21 protein-coding genes are annotated in these 21691 nt (G+C 72.8%); 5 read left to right on the top strand and 16 right to left on the bottom strand.

The features are described 5' to 3' along the window. Nucleotides 1-167: 167 nt before the first annotated feature. From IG78_RS0127710 to IG78_RS0127660, 10 genes are all read right to left on the bottom strand, one after another. A complete protein-coding gene (locus IG78_RS0127710; RefSeq protein WP_030567939.1) occupies nt 168-704 on the bottom strand; it encodes an amino-acid N-acetyltransferase in 537 nt (178 codons plus the stop codon). Between the two features lie 102 nt (nt 705-806). Next, complete coding sequence (locus IG78_RS42765) at nt 807-1307, bottom strand: BlaI/MecI/CopY family transcriptional regulator (protein WP_225882247.1); 501 nt, start codon at nt 1305-1307, stop codon at nt 807-809. A gap of 155 nt (nt 1308-1462) precedes the next feature. After that, nucleotides 1463-1642, bottom strand: a complete 180-nt coding sequence (locus tag IG78_RS0127695) for a hypothetical protein (protein WP_030567935.1) — start codon at nt 1640-1642, stop codon at nt 1463-1465. Between the two features lie 13 nt (nt 1643-1655). After that, nucleotides 1656-2330 carry a hypothetical protein gene (locus IG78_RS0127690; RefSeq protein WP_030567933.1) on the bottom strand — a complete coding sequence of 225 codons (675 nt, stop codon included), beginning with the start codon at nt 2328-2330 and terminating at the stop codon, nt 1656-1658. 401 nt (nt 2331-2731) lie between these two features. Continuing rightward, nucleotides 2732-3130, bottom strand: a complete 399-nt coding sequence (locus tag IG78_RS49450; RefSeq protein WP_157855884.1) for a hypothetical protein — start codon at nt 3128-3130, stop codon at nt 2732-2734. Nucleotides 3131-3705: 575 nt separating this feature from the next. Continuing rightward, nucleotides 3706-4512: a type III pantothenate kinase gene (locus tag IG78_RS0127680; protein WP_030567931.1), complete on the bottom strand. Its 807-nt coding sequence runs from the start codon at nt 4510-4512 to the stop codon at nt 3706-3708. A 6-nt stretch (nt 4513-4518) separates the two neighbouring features. Then, on the bottom strand, nt 4519-5529 hold the full coding sequence (gene nadC / locus IG78_RS0127675; protein WP_030567929.1) for a carboxylating nicotinate-nucleotide diphosphorylase: 1011 nt from the start codon (nt 5527-5529) through the stop codon (nt 4519-4521). Between the two features lie 5 nt (nt 5530-5534). Further along, nucleotides 5535-7238, bottom strand: coding sequence for an L-aspartate oxidase (locus tag IG78_RS0127670; RefSeq protein WP_030567927.1), 1704 nt, complete (start codon nt 7236-7238; stop codon nt 5535-5537). Next, nucleotides 7235-8299 carry a pantoate--beta-alanine ligase gene (panC, locus tag IG78_RS0127665; protein ID WP_030567925.1) on the bottom strand — a complete coding sequence of 355 codons (1065 nt, stop codon included), beginning with the start codon at nt 8297-8299 and terminating at the stop codon, nt 7235-7237. The genes IG78_RS0127670 and panC overlap by 4 nt, the downstream gene beginning before the upstream one ends. After that, the gene (locus IG78_RS0127660) at nt 8296-9264 is read right to left on the bottom strand and encodes a Rossmann-like and DUF2520 domain-containing protein (protein ID WP_169749722.1); all 969 of its coding nucleotides are present in this window, start codon (nt 9262-9264) and stop codon (nt 8296-8298) included. Before IG78_RS0127660 ends, panC begins: the two co-directional genes overlap by 4 nt. Before the next feature lie 210 nt (nt 9265-9474). On the opposite strand from IG78_RS0127660, the gene IG78_RS0127655 reads away from it, so the two are divergent. Further along, complete coding sequence (locus IG78_RS0127655; protein WP_030567922.1) at nt 9475-10671, top strand: threonine aldolase family protein; 1197 nt, start codon at nt 9475-9477, stop codon at nt 10669-10671. On the opposite strand, the gene IG78_RS42760 is transcribed toward IG78_RS0127655, so the two are convergent. After that, on the bottom strand, nt 10631-10867 hold the full coding sequence (locus IG78_RS42760) for a hypothetical protein (RefSeq protein ID WP_037686533.1): 237 nt from the start codon (nt 10865-10867) through the stop codon (nt 10631-10633). The two genes, IG78_RS0127655 and IG78_RS42760, sit on opposite strands and share 41 nt — an antisense overlap. A 284-nt stretch (nt 10868-11151) precedes the next feature. Here IG78_RS42760 and IG78_RS0127645 point away from each other — a divergent pair, with 284 nt between their 5' ends. Then, nucleotides 11152-12261, top strand: coding sequence for a DUF5937 family protein (locus IG78_RS0127645; RefSeq protein WP_030567919.1), 1110 nt, complete (start codon nt 11152-11154; stop codon nt 12259-12261). Nucleotides 12262-12281: 20 nt separating this feature from the next. Here the strand turns inward: IG78_RS0127645 and IG78_RS0127640 are convergent, their stop codons facing one another. Further along, on the bottom strand, nt 12282-12956 hold the full coding sequence (locus tag IG78_RS0127640; protein ID WP_030567918.1) for a response regulator transcription factor: 675 nt from the start codon (nt 12954-12956) through the stop codon (nt 12282-12284). Nucleotides 12957-13087: 131 nt separating this feature from the next. Continuing rightward, nucleotides 13088-14290, bottom strand: a complete 1203-nt coding sequence (locus IG78_RS0127635) for a sensor histidine kinase (protein ID WP_030567917.1) — start codon at nt 14288-14290, stop codon at nt 13088-13090. Between the two features lie 171 nt (nt 14291-14461). On the opposite strand from IG78_RS0127635, the gene IG78_RS0127630 reads away from it, so the two are divergent. After that, entirely contained in the window at nt 14462-15427 is a 966-nt protein-coding gene (locus IG78_RS0127630; protein ID WP_037686530.1) for an SAM-dependent methyltransferase, read from the top strand. A 75-nt stretch (nt 15428-15502) separates the two neighbouring features. Here IG78_RS0127630 and IG78_RS0127625 read toward each other — a convergent pair whose 3' ends face one another. Further along, nucleotides 15503-16597, bottom strand: coding sequence for an NADH-quinone oxidoreductase subunit D (locus IG78_RS0127625; RefSeq protein ID WP_051852988.1), 1095 nt, complete (start codon nt 16595-16597; stop codon nt 15503-15505). A gap of 165 nt (nt 16598-16762) precedes the next feature. Here IG78_RS0127625 and IG78_RS0127620 point away from each other — a divergent pair, with 165 nt between their 5' ends. Together IG78_RS0127620 and IG78_RS0127615 are read left to right on the top strand one after the other, a co-directional pair. After that, the gene (locus IG78_RS0127620) at nt 16763-17287 is read left to right on the top strand and encodes a PH domain-containing protein (RefSeq protein WP_030567914.1); all 525 of its coding nucleotides are present in this window, start codon (nt 16763-16765) and stop codon (nt 17285-17287) included. Next, nucleotides 17284-18642, top strand: a complete 1359-nt coding sequence (locus tag IG78_RS0127615; protein WP_404827766.1) for a PH domain-containing protein — start codon at nt 17284-17286, stop codon at nt 18640-18642. The genes IG78_RS0127620 and IG78_RS0127615 overlap by 4 nt, the downstream gene beginning before the upstream one ends. A 174-nt stretch (nt 18643-18816) precedes the next feature. Here the strand turns inward: IG78_RS0127615 and IG78_RS48390 are convergent, their stop codons facing one another. Further along, on the bottom strand, nt 18817-20508 hold the full coding sequence (locus IG78_RS48390) for a hypothetical protein (protein ID WP_030567912.1): 1692 nt from the start codon (nt 20506-20508) through the stop codon (nt 18817-18819). 157 nt (nt 20509-20665) lie between these two features. Next, nucleotides 20666-21631: an ABC transporter substrate-binding protein gene (locus tag IG78_RS0127605; protein WP_030567911.1), complete on the bottom strand. Its 966-nt coding sequence runs from the start codon at nt 21629-21631 to the stop codon at nt 20666-20668. Between the last annotated feature and the right edge of the window lie 60 nt (nt 21632-21691).

Below are 21691 nucleotides of genomic sequence, written 5' to 3'. Positions count from 1 at the left end.
CGCCGCCCCCTGTTATATGCAGCACTGCAGTACGTCGGAAAGCAAACCGCTTTTCCCGGAAAAACACAAACCCCTGGGAGAGACCAGCTCGACGGGATCCCGGGAAACATGCGCGTTTCGGACATAGCCCACCGGCCATGTGACTGCCCGGAATAGCTCGGTCACGATCACAGATGCAGAAGCATCCGGCTGTTGCCCAAGGTGTTCGGTTTCACTCGTTCGAGGCCGAGGAACTCCGCGACGCCCTCGTCATAGGAACGCAGCAGCTCGGTGTAGACATCTCGGTCGACGGTATCGACGGACGTCTCGCCGATCTCCACGAAGCCGTGCTTGGCGAAGAAGTCGACTTCGAAGGTGAGGCAGAAAACGCGTCGTACGCCGAGCCGACGAGCGGTCCGCAGCAACTCACCGAGCAGCCGATGTCCCACTCCCGCGCCCTTGACCTGTGGATTCACCGCCAGGGTGCGTACTTCGGCGAGGTCTTCCCACATCACGTGCAACGCGCCGCAGCCCACCACGGGACCGGCTTTGCCTTGGCCTGACACGCGTTCCGCCACCCAGAACTCCTGGATGTCCTCGTAAAGCGTGACGGTCGCTTTGTCGAGCAGGATGCCGCGCCGGACGTAGGGATCGAGCAGGGCCCGCACCGCGGGCACATCGGCGGTACGGGCCCTGCGCACCGAGACCGCATTTGCCGGGAGCATGCCGGGCCCGCCGAGTTCACCGGGTTCACCGGGTTCGCATGGGCCGCCGGGTTCGCCGGGTGGCTGGGACAGTTCGTCGGGCTGTGCTGGCATGGGCGGACGCTATCGTTCGGTCCCGGACTCCGGGGCCGCGGGGTTCTGCGCCTCTTCCGCCGCCGCCGCTCGGGCTTCGGCTTCGCCATGGGCGGCTTCGGCTTCGGCGTCGGCTTCGGCGTTGGCTTCGGCTTCGTTGTTGCGAACCGTGTCGCCTTCGACCATGCGAACGGCGTCGCTGAGCGCTTGCCGCTGCTGCGGCGACATCATGCCGAAGAACGCGACGAGTGCGGATGCCGGGTTGTCACTCTGCGACCATGCTTCGTTCATCAGTGCGGCCGCGTAGGCGGCACGGGTGGAGACCGCCTCATATCGATAGGCCCGGCCTTCCGCTTCGCGGCGCACCCAGCCCTTCTGATGGAGATTGTCCAAAACGGTCATGACAGTCGTGTACGCGATGGACCGTTCCCGCTGAAGGTCTTCCAGGACTTCTCGAACGGTCACGGGGCGGTTCCACTTCCACACCCGTGTCATCACTGCGTCTTCGAGTTCTCCCAAGGGGCGAGGCACAGTGGAACAATAGTGGGCGAGACCACTAATGACGTGATGGACGTGGCATACCGGTCATTTTCGCAACAAAAAGGGCGTACGACCCGAGTGTCGGGTCGTACGCCGAGGCAGCGTCCTGCCTTACGGCTTCCCGCCTGCCGCGAAACGGTGGACGGTCAGGCGTCGCCGGTCCTGGGGGTCTGCTGAACGGACTCGGCGCGGGCGATCGCCGCGTCCACGGCGGCGTCCTCCTTGGCCTTGTTGGCGCCGCCCTGGGTCTTGACGATCGTCACGATGAGACCGACGAAGAACACGGCCATCACTACGGGGGGCACGAGCGCGGAGACGTAGTCCATGCCCCCAGCGTAGCTAGCCCGCGGCGAGGCGTTGCGCGGGGGCGGCGGGTCGCTCCGGGCGTTTGGGCGGGAACACCTCGGCCGGAGTGGGCATCGGGCGGGGGCGCTCCTGCGGGGGCGCGGGGCGCTCGGCGGGCGGCTTCGCGCGGGGCGCGGGCTTCTTCTCGTCCGCCGCGGTGAGCCCGCCGGGCAGGGCGAGCAGCCGGGCGCGGGAGACGGGTACCCGGGGGCGGACCACCACGGGCCCGTACGGGGCGGGACCGGCGGCGCTCCGGGCCGCCGTGGCGGCGGTGCCGCGGGCCGCCGTGGCCGCCGCGAGGCGCTCCCGTACGGCCTGCTCGGCGAGTGTCCGGCAGCGGCCGAGGAGGGTGGCCGCGCGCGGGTTGCCGCGCAGGGCTCGCAGCGCCGAGAGGTCGTCGGCGTCCGGCAGGTACCCGGTGCCGAGCACGGTGTCGAGGAGCTCCAGGTACCCGGCGGTGGTGCCGGGCAGCGCGGCCCGGTAGCGGGCCAGGTCGGCCACCAGGAAGGCACGCAGCCGGGCGCTCTCGCGCGCCGCCTCGTCGATGTCGTCGGCGAGGCGCACGCAGTCCTGCACGGCCTGGTCGTCAAGGGCACGGACGGTACTGGGGTGCAGGGCGTGGGCCAGAGCACGGCGGAGCACTCGCAGCTCCTGCGCACCGAAGGCCATTCCGCCCCGGGATCCGTATGGCGTGGGCATGAACCGACGATAAGCGCAAACGGGACAAAATCTGCTTAACGGACACTTTTGGCGTGGCTGAGGCTTTGCGGAGGCCCCCGGGGTGGACCGGGGGGTGCGCGGTCCGGGGCCGCGGAGGCCCACCGGGGTGAGCGGGGCTGTGCGGTCCGGGGCGCGTGCGGGGCCCGGTGGGCGGGGGCTGTGCGGGCCCGTGCGCGTGCGGGGCCCGGCGGGCGGGGGCTGTGCGGGCCCGGCCGCGTGCGGGGCCCGGCGGGCGGAGGCTGTGCGGGCCCGGGCGCGTGCGAGGCCCGGCGGGCGGAGGCTGTGCGGGCCCGGGCGCGTGCGAGGCCCGGCGGGCGGGCCTGGGGGCGGAGCCCGGCGGCCGGGCGAGGTCAGTCCTGGCGGCGGCGCGTCGTCGCGAAGGCGACCGCCCCCACCCCGAGGGCCCCGGCCGCCCCGGCCACGATCCAGGGCACGACACCGGCCCCGGTGTCCGCCATGCGACCGCGCGGGGCGTTCGGTGCGGCCGGTGTGCCCGGGGCATCCGGTGCGGCCGGTGTGCCCGGGGCATCCGGTGCGGTCGGTGTGCCCGGGTCGGGGGTGGCGGAAGCCGCGGGCGCTGTGGGTGCCGCTGCGGCCGCTGCCACCGTGGGCACCTTCGCAGCCGCCGCCCTCGACGTCGTCGGCACCGTCGCCGCCGCTGCCGTGGGCGCCGCCGCCGTGGGCGCCGTCGATGCCGTCGCCACCTTGCGCGCCTTCGGTGCCGTCGGCATCTCCGCTGCCGTCGCCACTGTGGGCACCTTCGCTGCCGTCGCTGCCGTCAACGCTGTAGGCGGCACCTTCGCTGCCACCGCAGCCACCGCACCCACCGGCGGAGTGGACGACGGCGGCACAGTCCGCGTCGGTGCCGATGCGGGAGAGGCGGATGCGGCACCGGATGCCACGGAACATGCCGAGGTGGATGCGGCGGTGGACGCAGCGTGGGACGCGGCGGTGGACGCGGCGACGGACGCAGCACGGGATGCCACGGCGCATGCGGTGGCGGACGCAGTGTGGGATGTGGCAGCGGTGGATGCGGTGCCGGGTGGCGCGGCGGGGGCGGTGACTGTGGGCGGGCCGGGGGGTGGCGTCGCGGCCGGGGACCCGAACCCGGCCCCGGCGCCACCCCCCGCCCACGCCACCACCACCGCGGCCGTCACCACACCCAGCCGCACCCTGCGCCTCATCCGCCCCACGCTCACTCGAACACCCGCACCAGACACCCGGTCAATATCCGTCCCCGCACAGCCTGTTGGAGACGGATACAGCATGTCCGACGTAAGCGAAAAGTTGGCGACGAGCCGCACTCTCCGGCGCAAAATCATGCTCAGCCGCGTGACACGTTCCGCTCGTACACGAGCCGCAGTCCGATCAGTGTCAGCCAGGGCTCGTGCTCGTCGATGACGGACGCCTCGCCGAGCACCATGGGGGCGAGCCCGCCCGTGGCGATCACCGTCACGTCCTCGGGGTCCCCGCCGGGCCCTGCGAGCTCGCGTGCCATCCGCTGTACGACGCCGTCGACCTGGCCCGCGAAGCCGTACAGGATGCCCGCCTGCATGGCCTCCACGGTGTTCTTGCCGATGACGCTGCGCGGCCGGGCCAGTTCGATCTTGCGGAGCTGCGCGCCGCGTACGCCGAGCGCCTCCACGGAGATCTCGATGCCGGGAGCGATGACCCCGCCGGCGTACTCCCCGCGCGCGGACACCGCGTCGAACGTCGTGGCCGTACCGAAGTCCACGACGATCGCGGGTCCTCCGTAGAGCTCGACCGCGGCGACCGCGTTGATGATGCGGTCGGCGCCGACCTCCTTGGGGTTGTCCATGAGGATGGGCACCCCGGTCTTGATGCCGGGCTCCACGAGGACTGCGGGCACGTCTCCGTAGTACCGCCGGGTGACCTCGCGCAGCTCGTGCAGGACGGACGGCACGGTGGAGCAGATCGCGATCCCGTCGATGCCGTCGCCGAGTGCGCCGCCGAGCAGGGGGTGCATGCCCATCAGGCCCTTGAGCAGCACCGCGAGTTCGTCGGCGGTGCGGCGGGCGTCGGTGGAGATGCGCCAGTGCTCGACGATGTCCTCGCCGTCGAACAGGCCGAGAACCGTATGGGTGTTGCCTACGTCGATCGTCAACAGCATGGCGGGCTACTCCGCCTCGCGCGCGGAGGCCGCGGCGGCCTCCCTCAGATCGAGGCCGATGTCGAGGATGGGCGAGGAGTGCGTGAGGGCGCCCACGGCGAGGTAGTCGACGCCGGTGCGCGCGTAGGCGGCGGCGTTGTCCAGGGTGAGGCGGCCGGAGGACTCCAGGAGGGCACGGCCCGCGACGAGGGCGACGGCCTCCTCCGTCTCGCCGGGCGTGAAGTTGTCCAGGAGGACCAGATCGGCGCCCGCGTCCACGACCTCGCGCAGTTGGTGGAGGGTGTCCACCTCGACCTCGACCGGCACGCCCGGGAACATCTCCCGTACGGCCTTGAAGGCCTGGGTCACGCCGCCCGCCGCGACCACGTGGTTGTCCTTGACCAGGGCGGCGTCGGCGAGGGACATGCGGTGGTTGACGCCGCCGCCCATGCGTACCGCGTACTTCTCCAGGGAGCGCAGCCCCGGCGTCGTCTTACGGGTGTCGCGGACCTTGGCGCCGGTGCCCTCAAGGGCGTCCGCCCACGCGCGCGTGGCGGTGGCGATGCCGGACAGGCGGCACAGGATGTTCAGCGCGCTGCGCTCGGCGGTGAGCAGGTCGCGGGTGCGGGTGGTGATGCTCAGGAGCACGTCTCCTGCCTCGACGCGCTCGCCGTCCTCGACGTACCGCTCGACCTCGAACTCGTCCTCGCAGACGACGGACAGGACGGCCTCGGCGACGCGCAGGCCCGCGACGGTGCCCGCCTGGCGGGCGGTGAAGTCGGCGGTGGCGACGGCGTCCTCGGGGATGGTGGCGACCGTCGTGACGTCCACGGCGTCCGGCGAGAACTCCATGTCCTCGGCGATGGCGAGGTGCGCGATGTCCTCGATCTGGACGGGGTCGAGGCCCGCGTCGGCCAGCATCCGGGCGAGCGACGGGTCGAGGCCGCACTCCATCGCGTCGGGCGCCGCGTCGCCGCAGCCGCAGGCGTCGCCGCAGCCGCCGTTGCCGTCGGCGAGGGGGAGGTCGGGGGTGCTCACGTCGGTCACTGCTCCTGGGTGCTCGGGAATCGGGCGTTGTCGGTGGTGCGGGTGGTGAGGGCCCTGTCGGGGTCGAGGCGTACGACGATGTGGCGTCCCCACGCCGCGTCGTCGCGGTCCGCGTGGTCCTCGCGCCAGTGGCAGCCACGAGTCTCCTCGCGCCGCTGTGCCGCCGCCACCAGGACGCGGGCGACGCACAGCAGGTTGGTGGTCTCCCAGGTGTCCACGCCGGGCTCGGCGGTCTTGCCGTGCTCGGCGAGCGCGCCCGCGGCGTCCGCGTGGACGGCGGCGAGGCGTTCGGCGGCCTCGGCGAGGGACTCGGCGGAGCGCAGCACGCCCGCGCCCACGGTCATCACGCGCTGGATGGCGAAGCGGGCCTCGGGGGGCAGCAGCGGGTGGGCCGGGCGCTCCGGAGGCGTCGTGTCGGCGGGCACGCGCGCGGGGAGTGCACCCGCGGCGTGCAGGGCGGCGATGTCGTCGGCGATGCGCTCGGCGTAGACCAGGCCCTCCAGGAGGGAGTTGGAGGCGAGCCGGTTCGCGCCGTGCACGCCGGTGCAGGCGACCTCGCCGCAGGCGTACAGGCCCGCGACGGTGGTGCGGCCGTGCAGGTCGGTGCGGACGCCGCCGGAGGCGTAGTGGGCGGCGGGGGCGACCGGGACGGGCTCGGTGACGGGGTCGATGCCGTGGGCGCGGCAGGCGGCCAGGATCGTGGGGAAGCGCGTCGCCCACATGTCGGGGCCGAAGTGCCTGGCGTCCAGGTACATGTGCGCGGTGCCCTGTTCCCGCATGCGGCGCGTGATGCCCTTGGCGACGATGTCGCGCGGTGCCAGCTCGGCGAGTTCGTGCTGCCCCACCATGAAGCGCACGCCGTCGGCGTCCACCAGGTGGGCGCCTTCGCCGCGCACGGCTTCGGAGACGAGCGGCTGCTGGCCCTCGGCGTCCGCGCCCAGGAAGAGCACGGTCGGGTGGAACTGCACGAACTCCAGGTCGGAGACCTCGGCGCCCGCGCGCAGGGCGAGCGCGACCCCGTCCCCGGTGGACACCGACGGGTTCGTGGTCGCGGAGAAGACCTGGCCCATGCCACCGGTGGCGAGGACCACGGCGGGCGCCCGCACGGCGCCGACGCCGTCGTGCTGGCCCTCCCCCATCACATGCAGGGTGACGCCGGCCGCGCGCCCCTCGTCGTCCGTCAGCAGGTCGAGGACCAGGGCGTTCTCGACCGTGGGTATGCCGCGCGCGCGGACCGCTTCGACCAGGGCCCGGGAGATCTCCGCGCCGGTCGCGTCGCCGCCCGCGTGCGCGATGCGGCGGCGGTGGTGGCCGCCCTCGCGGGTGAGCGCGAGGGCGCCTTCCGCGGACTCGTCGAAGTGGGCGCCGGTCTCGATGAGGCGGCGTACGGCGGCGGGGCCCTCGGTGACGAGGATGCGCACCGCCTCCTCGTCGCACAGGCCCGCGCCCGCCACGAGGGTGTCGTCCAGGTGCTGCTCGGGGGTGTCGCCCTCGCCGAGTGCCGCCGCGATGCCGCCCTGGGCCCAGCGCGTGGAGCCGTCGTCCAGGCGCGCCTTGGTGACGACGACGGTCTTCAGTCCTGCGGCCGAGCAGCGCAGGGCGGCGGTCAGGCCGGCCACTCCGGAGCCGACGACCACGACGTCGGCATCCAGCGACCAGCCGGGAGCGGGGGCGTACAGGCGTATGCCGGTAGCACTCATGCGGGGGCTCCGAACGTGAGCGGGATGTTGTCGATCAGGCGGGTCGTGCCGACCTTGGCGGCGACGGCGAGCACGGCGTCGCCCTGGTGGCCGCCGTCGATCTCCTGGAAGTCGGACGGGTCGACAAGCGCCAGATAGTCCAGGACGAGCGGCGGGCGCAGGCGCGCGGCCTCGTCGAGGACCTGCCGGGCGGCGGCGCGCACGGCGTCGGGGCCGATCGGTCCGGTCGGCGGGGCGGCGGGTCCGGTCGGCGGGGCGGCGGGTCCGGTCGGCGGGGCGGCGGGTCCGGTCGGCAGGGCGGCGGCGACGGCGTGCGCGTCGGCGGCCGCGCGGGCCTCGCCGAGGGCGTTCAGACCGTCCACGCGCGCGTGGGTGGCGGGCGTGAGGGCGGCGCGGGCGCGCAGCGCCTCCTGCGCGGCGTGCCGGTCGCGGCCCGCGAACAGGGCGTGGGACAGCGCGAGCGCGGTGCGGCGCTCGTCCGGCGAGAGGTAGCGGTTGCGGCTGGAGCGGGCGAGGCCGTCGTCCTCGCGGACCGTCGGCACACCGACGATCTCAACGTCGAAGTTCAGATCGCGCACCATGCGGCGGATCAGGGCGAGCTGCTGGGCGTCCTTCTGGCCGAACAGCGCCACATCCGGTGCGGTCAGGTGAAGGAGTTTGGCGACGACGGTGAGCACGCCGTCGAAGTGCCCGGGGCGCGTGGCCCCTTCGAGGACGTCGCCCATGGGACCCGCGGTGACCCGCACCTGCGGCTCGCCGCCGGGATAGACCTCGTCCACGCCGGGGGCGAACACGAGGTCGGCGCCGGCCCGCGCGGCGATCGTGACGTCGGTTTCGAGGGTGCGCGGATAGCGGTCCAGGTCCTCGCCCGCGCCGAACTGCAGGGGGTTCACGAAGACCGTGACGACGACCTCGCCGCCGGGCCCCGCCGTCCGCCGTGCGGTGCGGATCAGGGTGGCGTGGCCCTCGTGCAGGGCGCCCATGGTCATGACGACGGCCCGCCGCCCGGCCCGCGTACGGGCGCGCAGGTCCTTGGCGGTGTGCAGGAGTGCGGTGCTCATCGCTGCTCTCCGTCGTCCGGACCGCCGTCACGGAAGCCACCCGGGCCACCGTCACGGAAGCCGTCCGGGCCGCCGGAGGGGCCACCCGGTCCACCCGGTCCGCCGGGCCCCGTCACCCCGCCCGCGAGCACGCCCAGCAGGTCCTCGGCGAGTTCCGGCTTGAGCAGACCGTGGGCGAGCGCGCGGTCGGCGGTCGCGCGGGCCATCGCCAGATAGCCCGCGACGGTCCCCGGGGCGTGCTTGCGGAGCTCGGCGACGTGCGCGGCGACCGTGCCCGCGTCCCCGCGCGCGACGGGTCCCGTCAAGGCCGCGTCCCCGGAGCGCAGGGCGTTGTCGAGCGCCGCGCCGAGCAGCGGACCGAGCATCCGGTCGGGGGCGCTCACACCCGCGTCACGCAGCAGCTCCATGGCTTCGGCGACCAGCGTGACCAGGTGGTTCGCGCCGAGGGCGAGGGCGGCGTGGTAGAGCGGGCGGGCCTCCTCCGCGATCCACTCGGGCTCGCCGCCCATCTCGATGACCAGGGCCTCCGCGGCGAGCCGCAGCTCTTCGGGAGCGGTCACGCCGAAGGAGCAGCCTGCCAGGCGCTGTACGTCGACGGGGGTGCCGGTGAACGTCATGGCGGGGTGCAGCGCGAGGGGCAGCGCACCGGCGCGCAGGGCGGGGTCGAGGACCTTCGTGCCGTACCGCCCGGAGGTGTGCACCAGGAGCTGTCCCGGGCGCACCGCGCCGGTCTCGGCGAGGCCCTCGACGAGGCCGGGAAGCGCGTCGTCGGGGACGGTGAGCAGCACCAGGTCGGCACGCTCGAGGACCTGGGACGGCGAGGCGAGGGGCACGTCGGGCAGCAGCGCGGCGGCACGCCGCCGTGAGCTCTCGGACACACCGGACGCGGCCACCGGGCGGTGCCCGGCGAGCTGCAGGGACGCGGCGAGCGCGGGGCCCACTCGGCCCGCTCCGACGACGCCCACGGTGAGCCTGGCGGGGCGGTTCCTGGGGTCCGGCCGGGCCTCCGGCTGCTGCTCGGGCCGGTGAGATGCGTTCACGCGATGACGCCTTCCGTTCCAGTCCGCTCGGGGTACCGGACGATTTCTCGTCATGCTAACGCTATTGCTTGGCGCCGCGCCGTCGGCTGTCCACAGGCTGTGGGCATTCGTAGGACCGCGCGCGATGATCTGTGGATGACCGCACACGACCCGCGTGACGACCGCGAAGGCGACGACGGCGACCGCGAAGGCAGTGACGAGCAGGAACAGCCGGACGAGCGCGCGCGGCGGTTCGCCGCCGCCCGCGACGCCGAACGGATCCTGGCGCTGCCCCCGACGACGGTGACCCTGGCGGAGCGCCTCACCGCCCTGACGGGAGGTGCCGCGGAGGTCGCGGACCTGGGGCGGCCGGGTGACATGTACGGCGACGGGGTCGTCGCCGACCTGGAGGACGAGGTCGCCAGGATCCTCGGCAAGGAGGCCGCCGTCTTCTTCCCCACCGGCACCATGGCCCAGCAGGTCGCGCTGCGCTGCTGGGCGGGGCGCACCGGCAACGCGACGGTGGCCCTGCACCCGCGCTCGCACCCGGAGGTGCACGAGGCGGGTGCCCTCTCCGTGGTGAGCGGTCTGCGCACCGTGCACCCCACGGACGAGCCGCGCCAGCCCACGGCCGAAGAGATCCTCGACTTCGAGGAGCCGTTCGGCACGCTGATGCTGGAACTGCCCCAGAGGGAGGCCGGTTTCGTCCTGCCCGAGTGGCAGGAGCTCACGGACGTGGTGGCGGCGGCGCGCGAACGCGACGCCGTGGTGCACTTCGACGGGGCACGCCTGTGGGAGTGCACGACGCACTTCGGGCGGCCGCTGACGGAGATCGCGGCTCTCGCCGACAGCGTCTACGTGTCGTTCTACAAGTCTCTGGAAGGCATCGCGGGCGCCGCGCTCGCGGGCCCGCGGTCCCTGACCGACGAGGCCCGCGCCTGGCGGCACCGGTACGGCGGGCTGATGTTCCAGCAGTTCCCGACGGCACTCTCGGCGCTGCTCGGCCTCAAGCACGTGCTGCCGCGCCTGCCGGAGTACATCACCCACGCGCGCGTGGTCGCCGACGCGCTGCGCGAGGGCTTCGCGTCCGCGCGGGTGCCGTGGTCGCGCGTGCACCCCGATCCGCCGCACACCCACCAGTTCCAGTGCTGGCTCCCGTACGCGCCCGAGGTCCTGAACCAGGCGACGCTCGCGCAGGCCGAGGAGACCGGTACCCAGTTGTTCTGGCGCTGGTTCCCCGACGGCCCGCCGGGCCTGTCCGTCACGGAGGTCACCGTGAACGGTCCTGGCCTGGCGTGGACCGCCGACGACGTCATGGCAGCGGTCGCGGAGTTCGCGCGCCGCCTCCCCTGAGTACCCGGAAGTACCGCAGCACGGCGGCGCGGACACGGCCCCGCGCGGGCCGTTCACGGACCACGGCGTTGAAGCGCCCGTAGTCGCGCACCTCCCGCACGACCTGCCAGTCGTGGGCCCCGGGTGCGGGCGGCGCGGGCTCGCCGTGCTGGGCGGCGCGGTAGGTGTCGAGCAGGTACTGCTGCGTGACGCTCATGACGTACGACCTTTCATGTCAAATGGTACTTAACGGGCGGCCTGAGGGCAGATTTACTGCTTGGCGGTCGAGACGAGGACGTATTCAGCCCGTCCGGCGTTTGAGGACGAGGCCCGGAGGGCCGACGGGGGGAAAGGGGCGCAGCCCCAGTGGGAAGGGGCGGCACCTTCGCGGCCCCGGCGATGCCTCCACCCTGCACAAGGCCCAGGGGCCAGGTCTCCCCAATTGACGCCGACTGTCAATCGACGGCGGCGATGTCAGTGGCGCGGTGCACCATGGGGACCATGAGCGTGAGCATCGACATCACCGGCCTGACACCGGACCGCATCCATGTCGTGCCCTCGCCCCTCGCCGAGCTCGGCATGGCGCTGCACGCGCTGTCGGAGCCCGGCCACCACCCGGGGCTGCAGGGCTGGGCGACGGCCGTCACCACGCGCCTGGACCCGTGCCTCGCGGACCGCATGTGCGAGGCGGACTTCCTGTGGCGGACGACGTTCTCCGACGTCTTCGCCCCGTTCGCGGGCATCCCCGGCAAGGGCACGCTGCCCGGCGCCACCCTCGCCGAGGAGCTCGACCTGCTCGACAAGCTGACGGACGAGCAGTTCGTCGACGCCGCCCTGGAGTTCACCTGCCAATTGGCGTACGACTCCCAGCGCGCCACGGACCCGCTGAACGACCCGGAGACGCGCCGTCACGCCCTGGATCTCGCGGCCGCCCGCGGCGACCACCAAGTGCGGTTCACCAAGCGCCTGCTCGACGACCCGCCCGTGGTGCGGGCCTGGTTCCGGCAGTTCCTGGAGGACTGCGACGAGGCGTTCTTCGCGGACACCTGGTCCCGCGTGAGCCAGCAACTGGCCGCCGACGCCCGGCACAAGACCGAGTTGCTGCGCCGCAAGGGCCTGGACGAGGCGCTGAAGGCCATCTCCGGAGCGGTGGACCTGGACGAACAGGCCCGCAGGATCACCATCGACAAGATGGCGGTCGGCCACACCCGGACGGGCGAAGGCGGCCTGGTCCTGGTGCCCACCAGCCTCGGCTGGCCCCACCTGCTCGTCCTGCACCGGTACGGCTGGCAGTCCTCGATCACCTACCCCGTGAACTCCCCGGGCCTTGCCGCCCCCGCCTCCGTGGAGCAGCTCACCCGCCGCATGGCCGCGCTCTCCCACCCGGTCCGGATGCGCCTCTGCCGCCATCTGGCCCGGGGTTCGTACACCACGGGGGAGCTGGCCGACGCCCACGGCATGACCGCACCGGAGATATCCCGGCACCTGAGCGTCCTGAAGAAGGCCGAGCTGATCACCACGCGCCGCCGCGGCCGGTACGTACAGCACCAGCTCGACCTGGGCGTGGTCTCCCGGCTCGGCACCGAGTTCATCGAGGGCGTCCTGCGCTGACGGACGCGCCCCGGCGGGCGTCAGCCCCCGCCGCCGCCCGCCCGCACAAGACCCGTCTCGTACGCGAGCACGACCACCTGCACGCGGTCGCGCAGGCCGAGCTTGGTCAGGATGCGGCCCACGTGCGTCTTCACGGTCGCCTCGGAGAGGACGAGGCGCGCCGCGATCTCGCCGTTCGACAGGCCCTGCGCGACGAGCACCATGACCTCACGCTCGCGCTCGGTGAGCCGCTCCAGCTCCTTGTGCCGGGGCTGCCCGGCGCCCGCGGGCAGCATGGGCGCGAAGCGGTCGAGCAGGCGCCGCGTGGTGGACGGCGCGACGACCGCGTCGCCGCTGTGCACGGCCCGGATGGCGGCGAGCAGTTCGGCCGGCGGCACGTCCTTGAGCATGAACCCGGACGCACCCGCCTTCAGCCCGGAGAAGGCGTACTCGTCGAGGTCGAAGGTGGTCAGGATGAGCACCTTCGGCGGGTTGTCGTCGGAGCAGATGCGCCGGGTCGTCTCCACGCCGTCCAGCTTCGGCATGCGGACGTCCATCAGGACCACGTCGACCGCGGTGGCCCGCAGCGCCTGTAGCGCCTCCACGCCGTCTCCGGCCTCCGCGACGACGTCCATGTCCGGCTGCGCGGCGAGCACCATCCGGAACCCGGTGCGCAGCAGCACCTGGTCGTCGACGAGCATCACGCGGATCGACATCAAAGGGTCCCTTCATGGGGGGGTTCGTCAGGACATCATCGCGGACGATGCGGGCTCGGTGCGGGCGGGGAGCGGTCGGGGAGCGGTCGGGGGCTGCCGGGGAGCGGTGGCGGATCCACCAGTGACAGGTGTCAGTGTGCGGGTTTCAGCGGGAGCAACGCGCTGATGCGGAATCCGCCGCCGGGACGCGGCCCGGCGTCCAGCGTGCCGCCGACCATGCCGACGCGCTCCCGCATGCCGATCAGGCCGTGCCCGCTGCCGTCGGCGCCGCCGTCCTCGTACAGCTCGTGCGGGGCGCCCTTGCCGTCGTCCTCCACGAGCAGCCCCAGGCCGTCGTCGAAGTAGACGAGCCGGACGCTCGCACCGGCGTTCTCGCCACCGTGCTTGCGGGTGTTGGTCAGCGCCTCCTGGACGATGCGGTACGCGGTGAGCTCGACGCCGCTCGGCAGCGGGCGCGGGGTGCCCTCGACCTTGAAGTCGACCGGCAGGCCCGCGCCGCGCACCTGCTCTATCAGCTCGTCGAGTTGTTCCACGTCCGGCTGCGGGACGTACTCGCCGCTCTCCTCGGGCTCGCCGGTGCGCAGCACGCCGAGGAGTCTGCGCATCTCCGCGAGGGCCTGGCGGCCGGTGCCCGAGATCGTGGCGAGGGCCTGCTTGGCCTGGTCGGGAGCCGCGTCCAGGACGTAGGCGGCGCCGTCGGCCTGCACCACCATCACGGAGACGTTGTGCGCGACCACGTCGTGGAGCTCGCGGGCGATGCGGGCGCGCTCGGCGGCGACCGCGACCTTGGCCTGCGCCTCGCGCTCCTTCTCCAGGCGGTTGGCGCGCTCCTCCAACTGGGCGAAGTAGGCCCGGCGGGTACGGATGGAGTCGCCGAGCACCCAGGCCAGGGCGAACGGCACGACCATGAAGACCATGAAGAGGATGTTGCCCCAGACGCCCGTGCTGCCCTCGGGCCAGCGCGCCTGCGAGAGGGGCGCCGCCGCGAGCCCGCCGACCAGGGCGAACCGGGAGGCCCACGGGGCGCCGTCCGCCGCGGTTGTGTAGATGATCACGAGCATCGCGAAGTTCGCGGGCCCCGGCTCCACATCGAAGATCATCTGTATGACGCCGATGGCCGCGGCGAGGACCAGCATCCGTTCGACCGCCCGGCGCCGCAGCGCCACCACCAGGCACAGCCCGACGACGACCGGAATCGACGCGAGCGCCGGGTCACGGCCGTCGGACTCGGCTACGGCCACCACACCGATCCCGGAGATGCCGAGCAGGACGAACGCCCAGAAGACGTCGACTCCTGTCGGGTGTCTGCGGAGAAAGTCATAGAGGCGCTGCACGTAACCCAGCGTAGGCAACCCATCAGGCCCCCGGGTCAACCGGAGGTCCGATCCGTACGACCCTCTCGTACTCCCCAAGGTGGAGGCCCGCTTAGCCTTCGGGATGTGACGAACGAGGCAGGAGGAGCCCGCGCAGGGCAAAGCGGCGCGCCGAGCGGCTGGCGGGAAGCCATGGAGAGCGCCCTGTACGGCCCCGGTGGCTTCTACCGCCGCCCTGAGGGACCCGCGGGGCACTTCCGCACCTCCGTGCACGCCTCACCGCTGTTCGCGGACGCCGTGGCCCGGCTCCTGTGCCGGGTCGACACCGCGCTCGGGCACCCCGGCGAGCTCGCGTTCGTGGACATGGGCGCTGGCCGCGGCGAGCTGACGGCGGGCGTCCTTGCGGCCCTGCCCGGCGAGGTGGCGGCACGCGCGCGTGCGTACGCGGTGGAGCGCGCCGAACGCCCCGAAGGGCTCGATGACCGCATCCGGTGGCGCGCCACGCCCCCGGCCGGTGTGACGGGTCTGCTCTTCGCCAACGAGTGGCTCGACAACGTGCCCCTCGACGTGGCCGAACGGGCGCCCGACGGCGCGCTGCGCCGCGTCCTGGTGCACGCCGACGGCACCGAGGAACTCGGCGGCCCGGTCGAGGGCCCGGACGCCGCGTGGCTGGCTCGCTGGTGGCCGCTCGGCGCCGAGCCCGGCCTGCGCGCGGAGATCGGGCGCCCCCGGGACGAGGCGTGGGCGGCGGCGGTGGCGACGCTGACGCGGGGTCTCGCGGTTGCCGTCGACTACGCGCACACCCGGGAGGCCCGGCCGCCCTTCGGTACCCTCGCGGGCTTCCGCGCGGGCCGTGCGGAGCCGCCCGTGCCGGACGGCAGCCGCGACGTCACCGCCCATGTGGCCCTCGACGCCTGCGCGCTGCCCGGCGCCCGCCTGTGCACCCAGCGCGCCGCCCTGCACGCCCTCGGCGTCCACGGCGGCCGCCCGCCCCGCACGCTCGCCTCCGGCGATCCGGCCGCCTACGTACGGGCCCTTGCCCGCGCGGGCGAGGCGGCGGAGCTGACGGCGCCGGGCGGCCTCGGGGACTTCGGCTGGCTGGCACAGCCAGTGCGGCTCGACCTGACGGACGTACTGGCCCCCGTGACCGGCCTCTGAATCGTTGCCCTACTGGGTGATCGTGCACTACTGGGTGATGGTGCACTACTGGGTGATGGTGGGGAGAGTCGTGCCCTACTTGTCGATGTCGCCGACCACGAAGAACAGCGAACCGAGGATCGCCACCATGTCGGCGACCAGCGTGCCCGGCAGCAGCTCGGCAAGGGCCTGGATGTTGTTGTACGAGGCCGAGCGGAGCTTGAGGCGGTAGGGGGTCTTCTCGCCCTTGGAGACCAGGTAGTAGCCGTTGATGCCGAGCGGGTTCTCGGTCCACGCGTACGTGTGGCCCTCCGGGGCCTTGAGCACCTTCGGCAGACGCTGGTTGATGGGGCCCTGAGGCAGGTCGGCGATCCGGTCGAGGCAGGCGTCGGCGAGGTCGAGGGCGTTGTGGGTCTGCTCCAGAAGGCACTCGAAGCGGGCCAGGCAGTCGCCGTCCTGCCGGGTCACGACCTTCAGGACGTCGCCGAGTTCCCCGTACGCCAGATACGGCTCGTCGCGGCGCAGGTCGAAGTCCACTCCGGAGGCACGGGCGATCGGACCGCTCACTCCGTAGGCATGCACCGCCTCGGCGGAGAGCACGCCCACACCGCGGGTGCGGCCCCGGAAGATCTCGTTCCCGAGCACGAGCCTGTCGTACACGTCCATGCGCGAACGCACCGCGGCCACGGCGCCGCGCGCGCGTCCCGTCCAGCCCGCGGGCAGGTCCTCCTTGAGACCGCCGACACGGTTGAACATGTAGTGCATGCGGCCGCCGGAGACCTCCTCCATGACGTTCTGGAGTTCCTCGCGCTCCCGGAAGGCGTGGAACACCGGCGTGATGCCGCCCAGCTCCAGCGGATACGAGCCCAGGAACATCAGGTGGTTGAGAGTCCGGTTCAGCTCGGCGAGGAGCGTGCGCGTCCACACGGCGCGCTCAGGCACCTCCATGCCGAGCATCCGCTCCACGGCGAGGACGACGCCCAGCTCGTTCGAGAACGCCGACAGCCAGTCGTGGCGGTTGGCGAGCATCACGATCTGGCGGTAGTCGCGGGCCTCGAAGAGCTTCTCCGCGCCGCGGTGCATATAGCCGATCACCGGCTCGGCCCGCTCGATCCGCTCGCCGTCGAGGACCAGGCGCAATCGCAGCACACCGTGCGTTGACGGGTGCTGGGGGCCGATGTTCAGCACCATGTCGGTGCTCTCGGCCGCGCCGCCGATGCCGAAGGTGGCCTCGGCGGGATCGGTCGTCCGCGGCGGCCGCGTCGTGGGCGTGTGCTCCGTCGTGGGGCTCATGCCCACAGTCTGTCGTACGCGTGCGGACACGCAGGTGTCAGATGCCGTACGTACGCTTGGGGCATGGAGACGGGGACGGCGGCGGGGCCAGAGGGATCCACGGGACCCACGGGGGGTGACGGCGTGCCGTCCGGGTGGACCGGGCTGCCGCGCGGGGTGCTGACGATGCGCCGGCTGCTGCTGGTGGTGTGGCTGGTGCCGGCCGCGGTGGCGCTCGGCGTGCTGCTCGGACTTTTCGCGGGACCGGCGTGGGCGGCCTTCGCGGCGCTGCCGCTGGCGCTCGCGGCCTGGGGCTGGGTGATGCTGGGGCGCAACTGGCGCTCGTGGCGGTACACCGAGCGGGCCGACGACCTCCTCATCAGCCGGGGCGTCCTGTGGCGCGAGGAGACCGTCGTGCCGTACGGCAGGATGCAGCTCGTCGAGGTCACCTCCGGCCCCCTGGAGCGGTACTTCGGCCTGGCAGGCGTCCAGCTCCACACGGCCGCGGCCGCCACGGACGCCCGCATCCCGGGCCTCGTCCCCAGCGAGGCCGAGCGGCTGCGCGACCGACTGACGGAGCTCGGCGAGGCCAGATCGGCGGGGCTGTGAGGGAGCCCGCCAAGACCGGCGGGGCGGGTCTCGGGAACCTGGACGGCGCCCCCGCCCCCAGCGGCCTCCGGGAGCGGCGGCTGCACCCGGTCACGCCGTTGCGCCGTGCCTGGGCGCCCGTCGCGATCCTCGTCGGGCTGGCCTTCCACGACCCGGACGGCACCCAGCGCCGTCTGTCCGAGCTGACCGCGCTCACCCTCGCCCTCGGTGTCCTCGCCGTGATCGTCGGCGGCGCCCTGTACGGCTTCCTGAGCTGGTGGTTCACTCACTTCGCCGTCACGGAAACGGAACTGCGGATCCGTACGGGGCTGCTGTTCCGGCGCACCGCGCACATCCGGCTCGACCGGCTCCAGGCCGTCGACGTGACCCAGCCGCTCGCCGCCCGCATCGTGGGTGTCACCAAGCTCAAGCTGGACGTCGTCGGCACGGAGAAGAAGGACGAGCTGGCCTACCTCAGCGAGAAGGACGCCGCCGCCCTGCGCGCCGAACTGCTCGCGCGTGCCGCCGGATTCGCCCCGGAGACCGCCAGGGACGTCGGCGAGGCGCCGGTCCGCAACCTGCTGCACGTACAGCCGCGCATGCTCGCCGTGTCCCTGCTGCTCACCGGCGCCCCCTGGGTGCTCCTGGTGGCCGCGCTCGTCGTGCCGACGGTCCTGTGGCTGATCACGCACAACGCCTGGACCGTCATCGCGACCGCCCTGCCCATGCTGGGCGGCGCCTTCGCGAGCAGTGTGGGCCGCTTCGTCGCGGAGTACGACTGGCGCGTGGGCGAGTCCCCCGACGGCCTGCGCATCGACCACGGGCTTCTGGACAAGGCGCACGAGACGGTGCCGCCGGGACGGGTGCAGACCGTGCGGGTCGTCGAGCCGCTGCTGTGGCGGCGCTTCGGCTGGGTGCGGGTCGAGCTGGACGTGGCGGGGTCGTCGAACAGCGTCCTGGTGCCGGTCGCCCCGCGGCCGGTCGCCGAGTCCGTGATCTCGCAGGTGCTGCCCGGGGTGCGGGTGCCCGCCGCCGACGAGCTCTCGCGGCCGCCTTCGCGGGCGGCCTGGTGCGTTCCTGTGTGGTGGCACGGGTACGGGCTCGCGGTCACCGATGCCGTGTTCGCCGCGCGGCACGGGCTGCTGCGGCGGCGGCTCTCGTTGGTGCCGCACGCGAAGGTGCAGAGCGTGCGGGTCGGGCAGGGGCCCTGGCAGCGGTTCAAGGGCGTGGCCGATGTGAAGGTGGACACGGGGGCCAACAAGACGGTGACCGCGCGGCTTCGGTCCGCCTCGGAGGCGGCCGACTTGCTTCATGGTCAGGCCGAGCGGTCCCGGACGGGGCGCAGGGAGGCGCGGCCCGACCGGTGGATGGCCTGAGCTCCGCTGTGGGCAACTGGTCCGCCAGGGGCGGAACGGGTGGGCACAGCCCACGGCTGCGGTCACCTTGGTGTCCGACGAGGGACGGGGCGCGCCGAGGCCCACCGCGACAGCGGGCAGGAACGGCACGCCGCCGCCCACGGCGAGGGGGTACGCGGGGCGCGCGTCGCGCTGCTACGCGCGCAGCGCCGTGCGCAGGCCCTCCATGTCGATCTGTTCCGTCTCGTCGTGGGCCGTCAGGTCGATGACCTGGCCCACGCCCCGCTCCGCGTCCGTCGCGGCGTCCGACGGCTTGAACTCGGCCTCGGCCTCCGCCTTGTGGACCGCGAGGGCCTCCTCGCCCACGACGTCGGCGAGGTCCTCGTTCTGGACGGTGTCCAGCGCGGCCGGTGCCAGGCTCTTCGCGGACGTGCTCTTCGTACCGAAGAAGTCGAAACCGCCCTCCCCCGGGAGCCGCCGCCCCTGCGCGGGCGGCACCACGGCCGCAGCGACGGGAACGGCGAAGTGGCCCCTGGCCGCGCGCTCGTGACCACGGGCACCACCATCGCCGTGGCTGTGGACCGGCTCGTCGGCGGCCTCGGTCGTCGTCGCCGGGGCGGAACCGCCGGTGGTGTGGCCCGGGTCGACCGGGTCACCGGGCTCGTCGGCGTCACCGGAGCCGGAGCCGGAGCCTGAGCCGGAGTCGTCCGCCTCGGCGGCGTCGGCGACGGCGGGGCCGCCCTCGGCGCCCGCGGCAGCCACCGTCGGCCGCGCGACCGACGCCCCAGGCCGTGCCAGGCGGTCGAGCGCGACGTTGGCGCGCCCGTACAGCGAAGGAGTGGGGCTCGCGCCCGGCCGGACCGCCACCCGGGCATCGGCGGCCGGGATGGAACCGGCGGAATCACCCGCCGACTCGCCCGTCCCCACGGACTCACCCGTCCCCTCGGACTCGGCCGACCCCACGGACTCGGCCGACCCGACCGACTCCACCGAGGCACCCGACTCCACCGAGGTACCCGACCCAACCGACTCGGCCAGGACTTCCGCCTCATCCCACCCAACCGACTCGGCCAGGACTTCCGCCTCATCCCACCCAACCGACTCGGCCAGGACTTCCGCCTCATCCCACCCAACCGACTCGGCCGGGACTTCCGCCTCATCCCACCCAACCGACTCGGCCGGGACTTCCGCCGCAGTCGCGACTGCGGCCGCAGTCGGGACTCCCCCCGCGGACTCGTCCAAGACCCGCCCCGAGGACGACTCGACCGCGGAGTCGTCCAAGACCCGCCCCGAGGACGACTCGACCGCGGAGTCGTCCGAGACCCGCACCGACTCCCCGTCAACCGCCCCCTCCCGCGGAGACGTTCCCTCACCGGAGGGCGCCTCCCGCGCGGCGGGCGCTCCCGCGGGCAGTGCCGCCCGTGTGGACGTCAACGCCTCGATGGCGAGGAGCCTGCGTCCTTCGAGGGCGCTGGCCCGCTCGGTCTCCGCCGTCGCGTACCGCCGCAGCAGCGCCGCGTGTTCGTTGCGCAGCGCCGCGAGCTCGGCCCGCTTGGAGCGCAGCTTGGCCTCCAGCTTGGTCCGCAGCTCGCGGGACTCATCGAGGTCGGACTCGGCCTCGGCTATCCGCTCCTCGTAGCGCCACTCGTCACCGGCGCGTGCGCGGCTGAGCTCCGCGACCCGTTTGCCCGCCGCCCGGTCCCACTGGCGCATGACGACCGAGCCCACTATGGCGCTCGCCGCCGCGGCGGCGACGAGTCCGCGCAGCACGACGGGTTCCGCGAACATCCAGGCGCCGCCGGCGCAGACGAGGGAGAAGCCTGCGACCGCCGACGGAGGAAGCAGCCTGTGCAGTGGTGGGGAATGGCGGTGACGTCCACGTGGCATGGCCAGAAACTTACCGCGCGTAGGCGAAGTCTGGTGCCTCGCCCGCCAAATTCCCGGTGCCCCCACCGCAACTCCCCACCCCAGTGAGCCACTTCTTCCACGAGGGGCCACTTCATCCCCTCCGCCGGGATTACGCAACCCGGGCCGGTCGCGAGCCCTACTTCTCGATCAGGCCCTTCGACTCCAGATACTCCTTGGCGACATCCGCTTCCTTCTGGCGCTCCTCGTCGACCTTGCGGTTCAGTTCGATGAGATCGTCCGTCGTCAGTGCCTTGGTGACCTTGGCGAGGGCCGCGGCCACCTTCTTGTCACCGGCCTCCTTGGCGTTCACGACGGGAAGGATGTTGTCGGCGTTCTGGAGCTTCTTGTCGTCCTCCAGGATCACCAGGCCGAAGTTCTTCAGCGTCGCGTCCGTGGTGGTCGTCAGGACCAACTGGTCCGTGCCGTTCTTCACGGCCTGCTTCGACTGTGTGGTGCCGACGCCCTTGGGGTCGATTCCGGCGACGTCGATGCCGTACTTCTTCTTCAGGCCCGGTGCGCAGAACGGCCGGGTCTCGCATTCGTCACCGGCCGCGACGCGGACCTTCTCGCCGGACTTTCCAAGATCGGAAAGCGTCTTGAGCTTGTGCTCCTCGGCGTATTTGCTGGTCACCGCGAACGCGTTCTGGTCCACGGCCTTACCGGCCGGGAGTGCCTTGAGGCCGCGCAGCTCGGCGAGTTCGGTGAGTTCGCCGTACGTCGCGTCGAGATCGCTGGAGGCCACCGGCTTCGCGTCGGCGCCGTTCTTCTTCAGGTTGAGGAATTCCGTGAGCGTGGCCGCGTATTCCGGGGCGACGTCGATGGTGCCCTTCTTCAACTCGGGCTCGTACACCTCGCGGTTCTGCACGGTCTTGACCGACGCGTCGTAACCGGCGTCCCGCAGGACGCCCGCGTACAGCTCGGCGAGGACCTTCTGCTCGGTGAACCGCGCCGAACCCACCACGAGCTTGCCCTTGCCGCCGCCGTCGGACCCCTTGTCGTCCTCCAGGCTGTCCCCGCCGCACGCGGAGAGCCCCGCGGTCAGCGCCACGACGGCCGTTGCCGCCCCTGCCATCCGTCGTGCGCGACGCGTCCTGCTGTTCATCGGTGAACCACCATTTCGGAAACCATGTCGAGAACCGTTTCGAGAGTTTTCGCTGCAAGC

The sequence above is a fragment of the Streptomyces aureocirculatus genome (assembly GCF_000720475.1).
Classification (GTDB): Bacteria; Actinomycetota; Actinomycetes; order Streptomycetales; family Streptomycetaceae; genus Streptomyces; species Streptomyces aureocirculatus.
Note: the sequence above shows the minus strand (reverse complement) of the source record. Positions and strands in the feature narration are given on the sequence as shown.

Excerpts from the sequence above, each read along its gene's own strand:
- IG78_RS0127695 (WP_030567935.1), bottom strand. The coding sequence starts at position 1,642 with ATGGACTACGTCTCCGCGCTCGTGCCCCCCGTAGTGATGGCCGTGTTC.
- IG78_RS48390 (WP_030567912.1), bottom strand. The coding sequence starts at position 20,508 with ATGCCACGTGGACGTCACCGCCATTCCCCACCACTGCACAGGCTGCTT.
- panC (WP_030567925.1), bottom strand. The coding sequence starts at position 8,299 with ATGAGCACCGCACTCCTGCACACCGCCAAGGACCTGCGCGCCCGTACG.
- IG78_RS0127690 (WP_030567933.1), bottom strand. The coding sequence starts at position 2,330 with ATGGCCTTCGGTGCGCAGGAGCTGCGAGTGCTCCGCCGTGCTCTGGCC.
- IG78_RS0127645 (WP_030567919.1), top strand. The coding sequence starts at position 11,152 with ATGAGCGTGAGCATCGACATCACCGGCCTGACACCGGACCGCATCCAT.
- IG78_RS42760 (WP_037686533.1), bottom strand. The coding sequence starts at position 10,867 with ATGAGCGTCACGCAGCAGTACCTGCTCGACACCTACCGCGCCGCCCAG.
- IG78_RS0127680 (WP_030567931.1), bottom strand. The coding sequence starts at position 4,512 with ATGCTGTTGACGATCGACGTAGGCAACACCCATACGGTTCTCGGCCTG.
- IG78_RS0127625 (WP_051852988.1), bottom strand. The coding sequence starts at position 16,597 with ATGGTGCTGAACATCGGCCCCCAGCACCCGTCAACGCACGGTGTGCTG.
- IG78_RS0127620 (WP_030567914.1), top strand. The coding sequence starts at position 16,763 with ATGGAGACGGGGACGGCGGCGGGGCCAGAGGGATCCACGGGACCCACG.
- IG78_RS0127640 (WP_030567918.1), bottom strand. The coding sequence starts at position 12,956 with ATGTCGATCCGCGTGATGCTCGTCGACGACCAGGTGCTGCTGCGCACC.
- IG78_RS0127670 (WP_030567927.1), bottom strand. The coding sequence starts at position 7,238 with ATGAGTGCTACCGGCATACGCCTGTACGCCCCCGCTCCCGGCTGGTCG.
- IG78_RS0127655 (WP_030567922.1), top strand. The coding sequence starts at position 9,475 with ATGACCGCACACGACCCGCGTGACGACCGCGAAGGCGACGACGGCGAC.
- IG78_RS0127630 (WP_037686530.1), top strand. The coding sequence starts at position 14,462 with ATGGAGAGCGCCCTGTACGGCCCCGGTGGCTTCTACCGCCGCCCTGAG.
- IG78_RS0127710 (WP_030567939.1), bottom strand. The coding sequence starts at position 704 with ATGCTCCCGGCAAATGCGGTCTCGGTGCGCAGGGCCCGTACCGCCGAT.
- IG78_RS0127605 (WP_030567911.1), bottom strand. The coding sequence starts at position 21,631 with ATGAACAGCAGGACGCGTCGCGCACGACGGATGGCAGGGGCGGCAACG.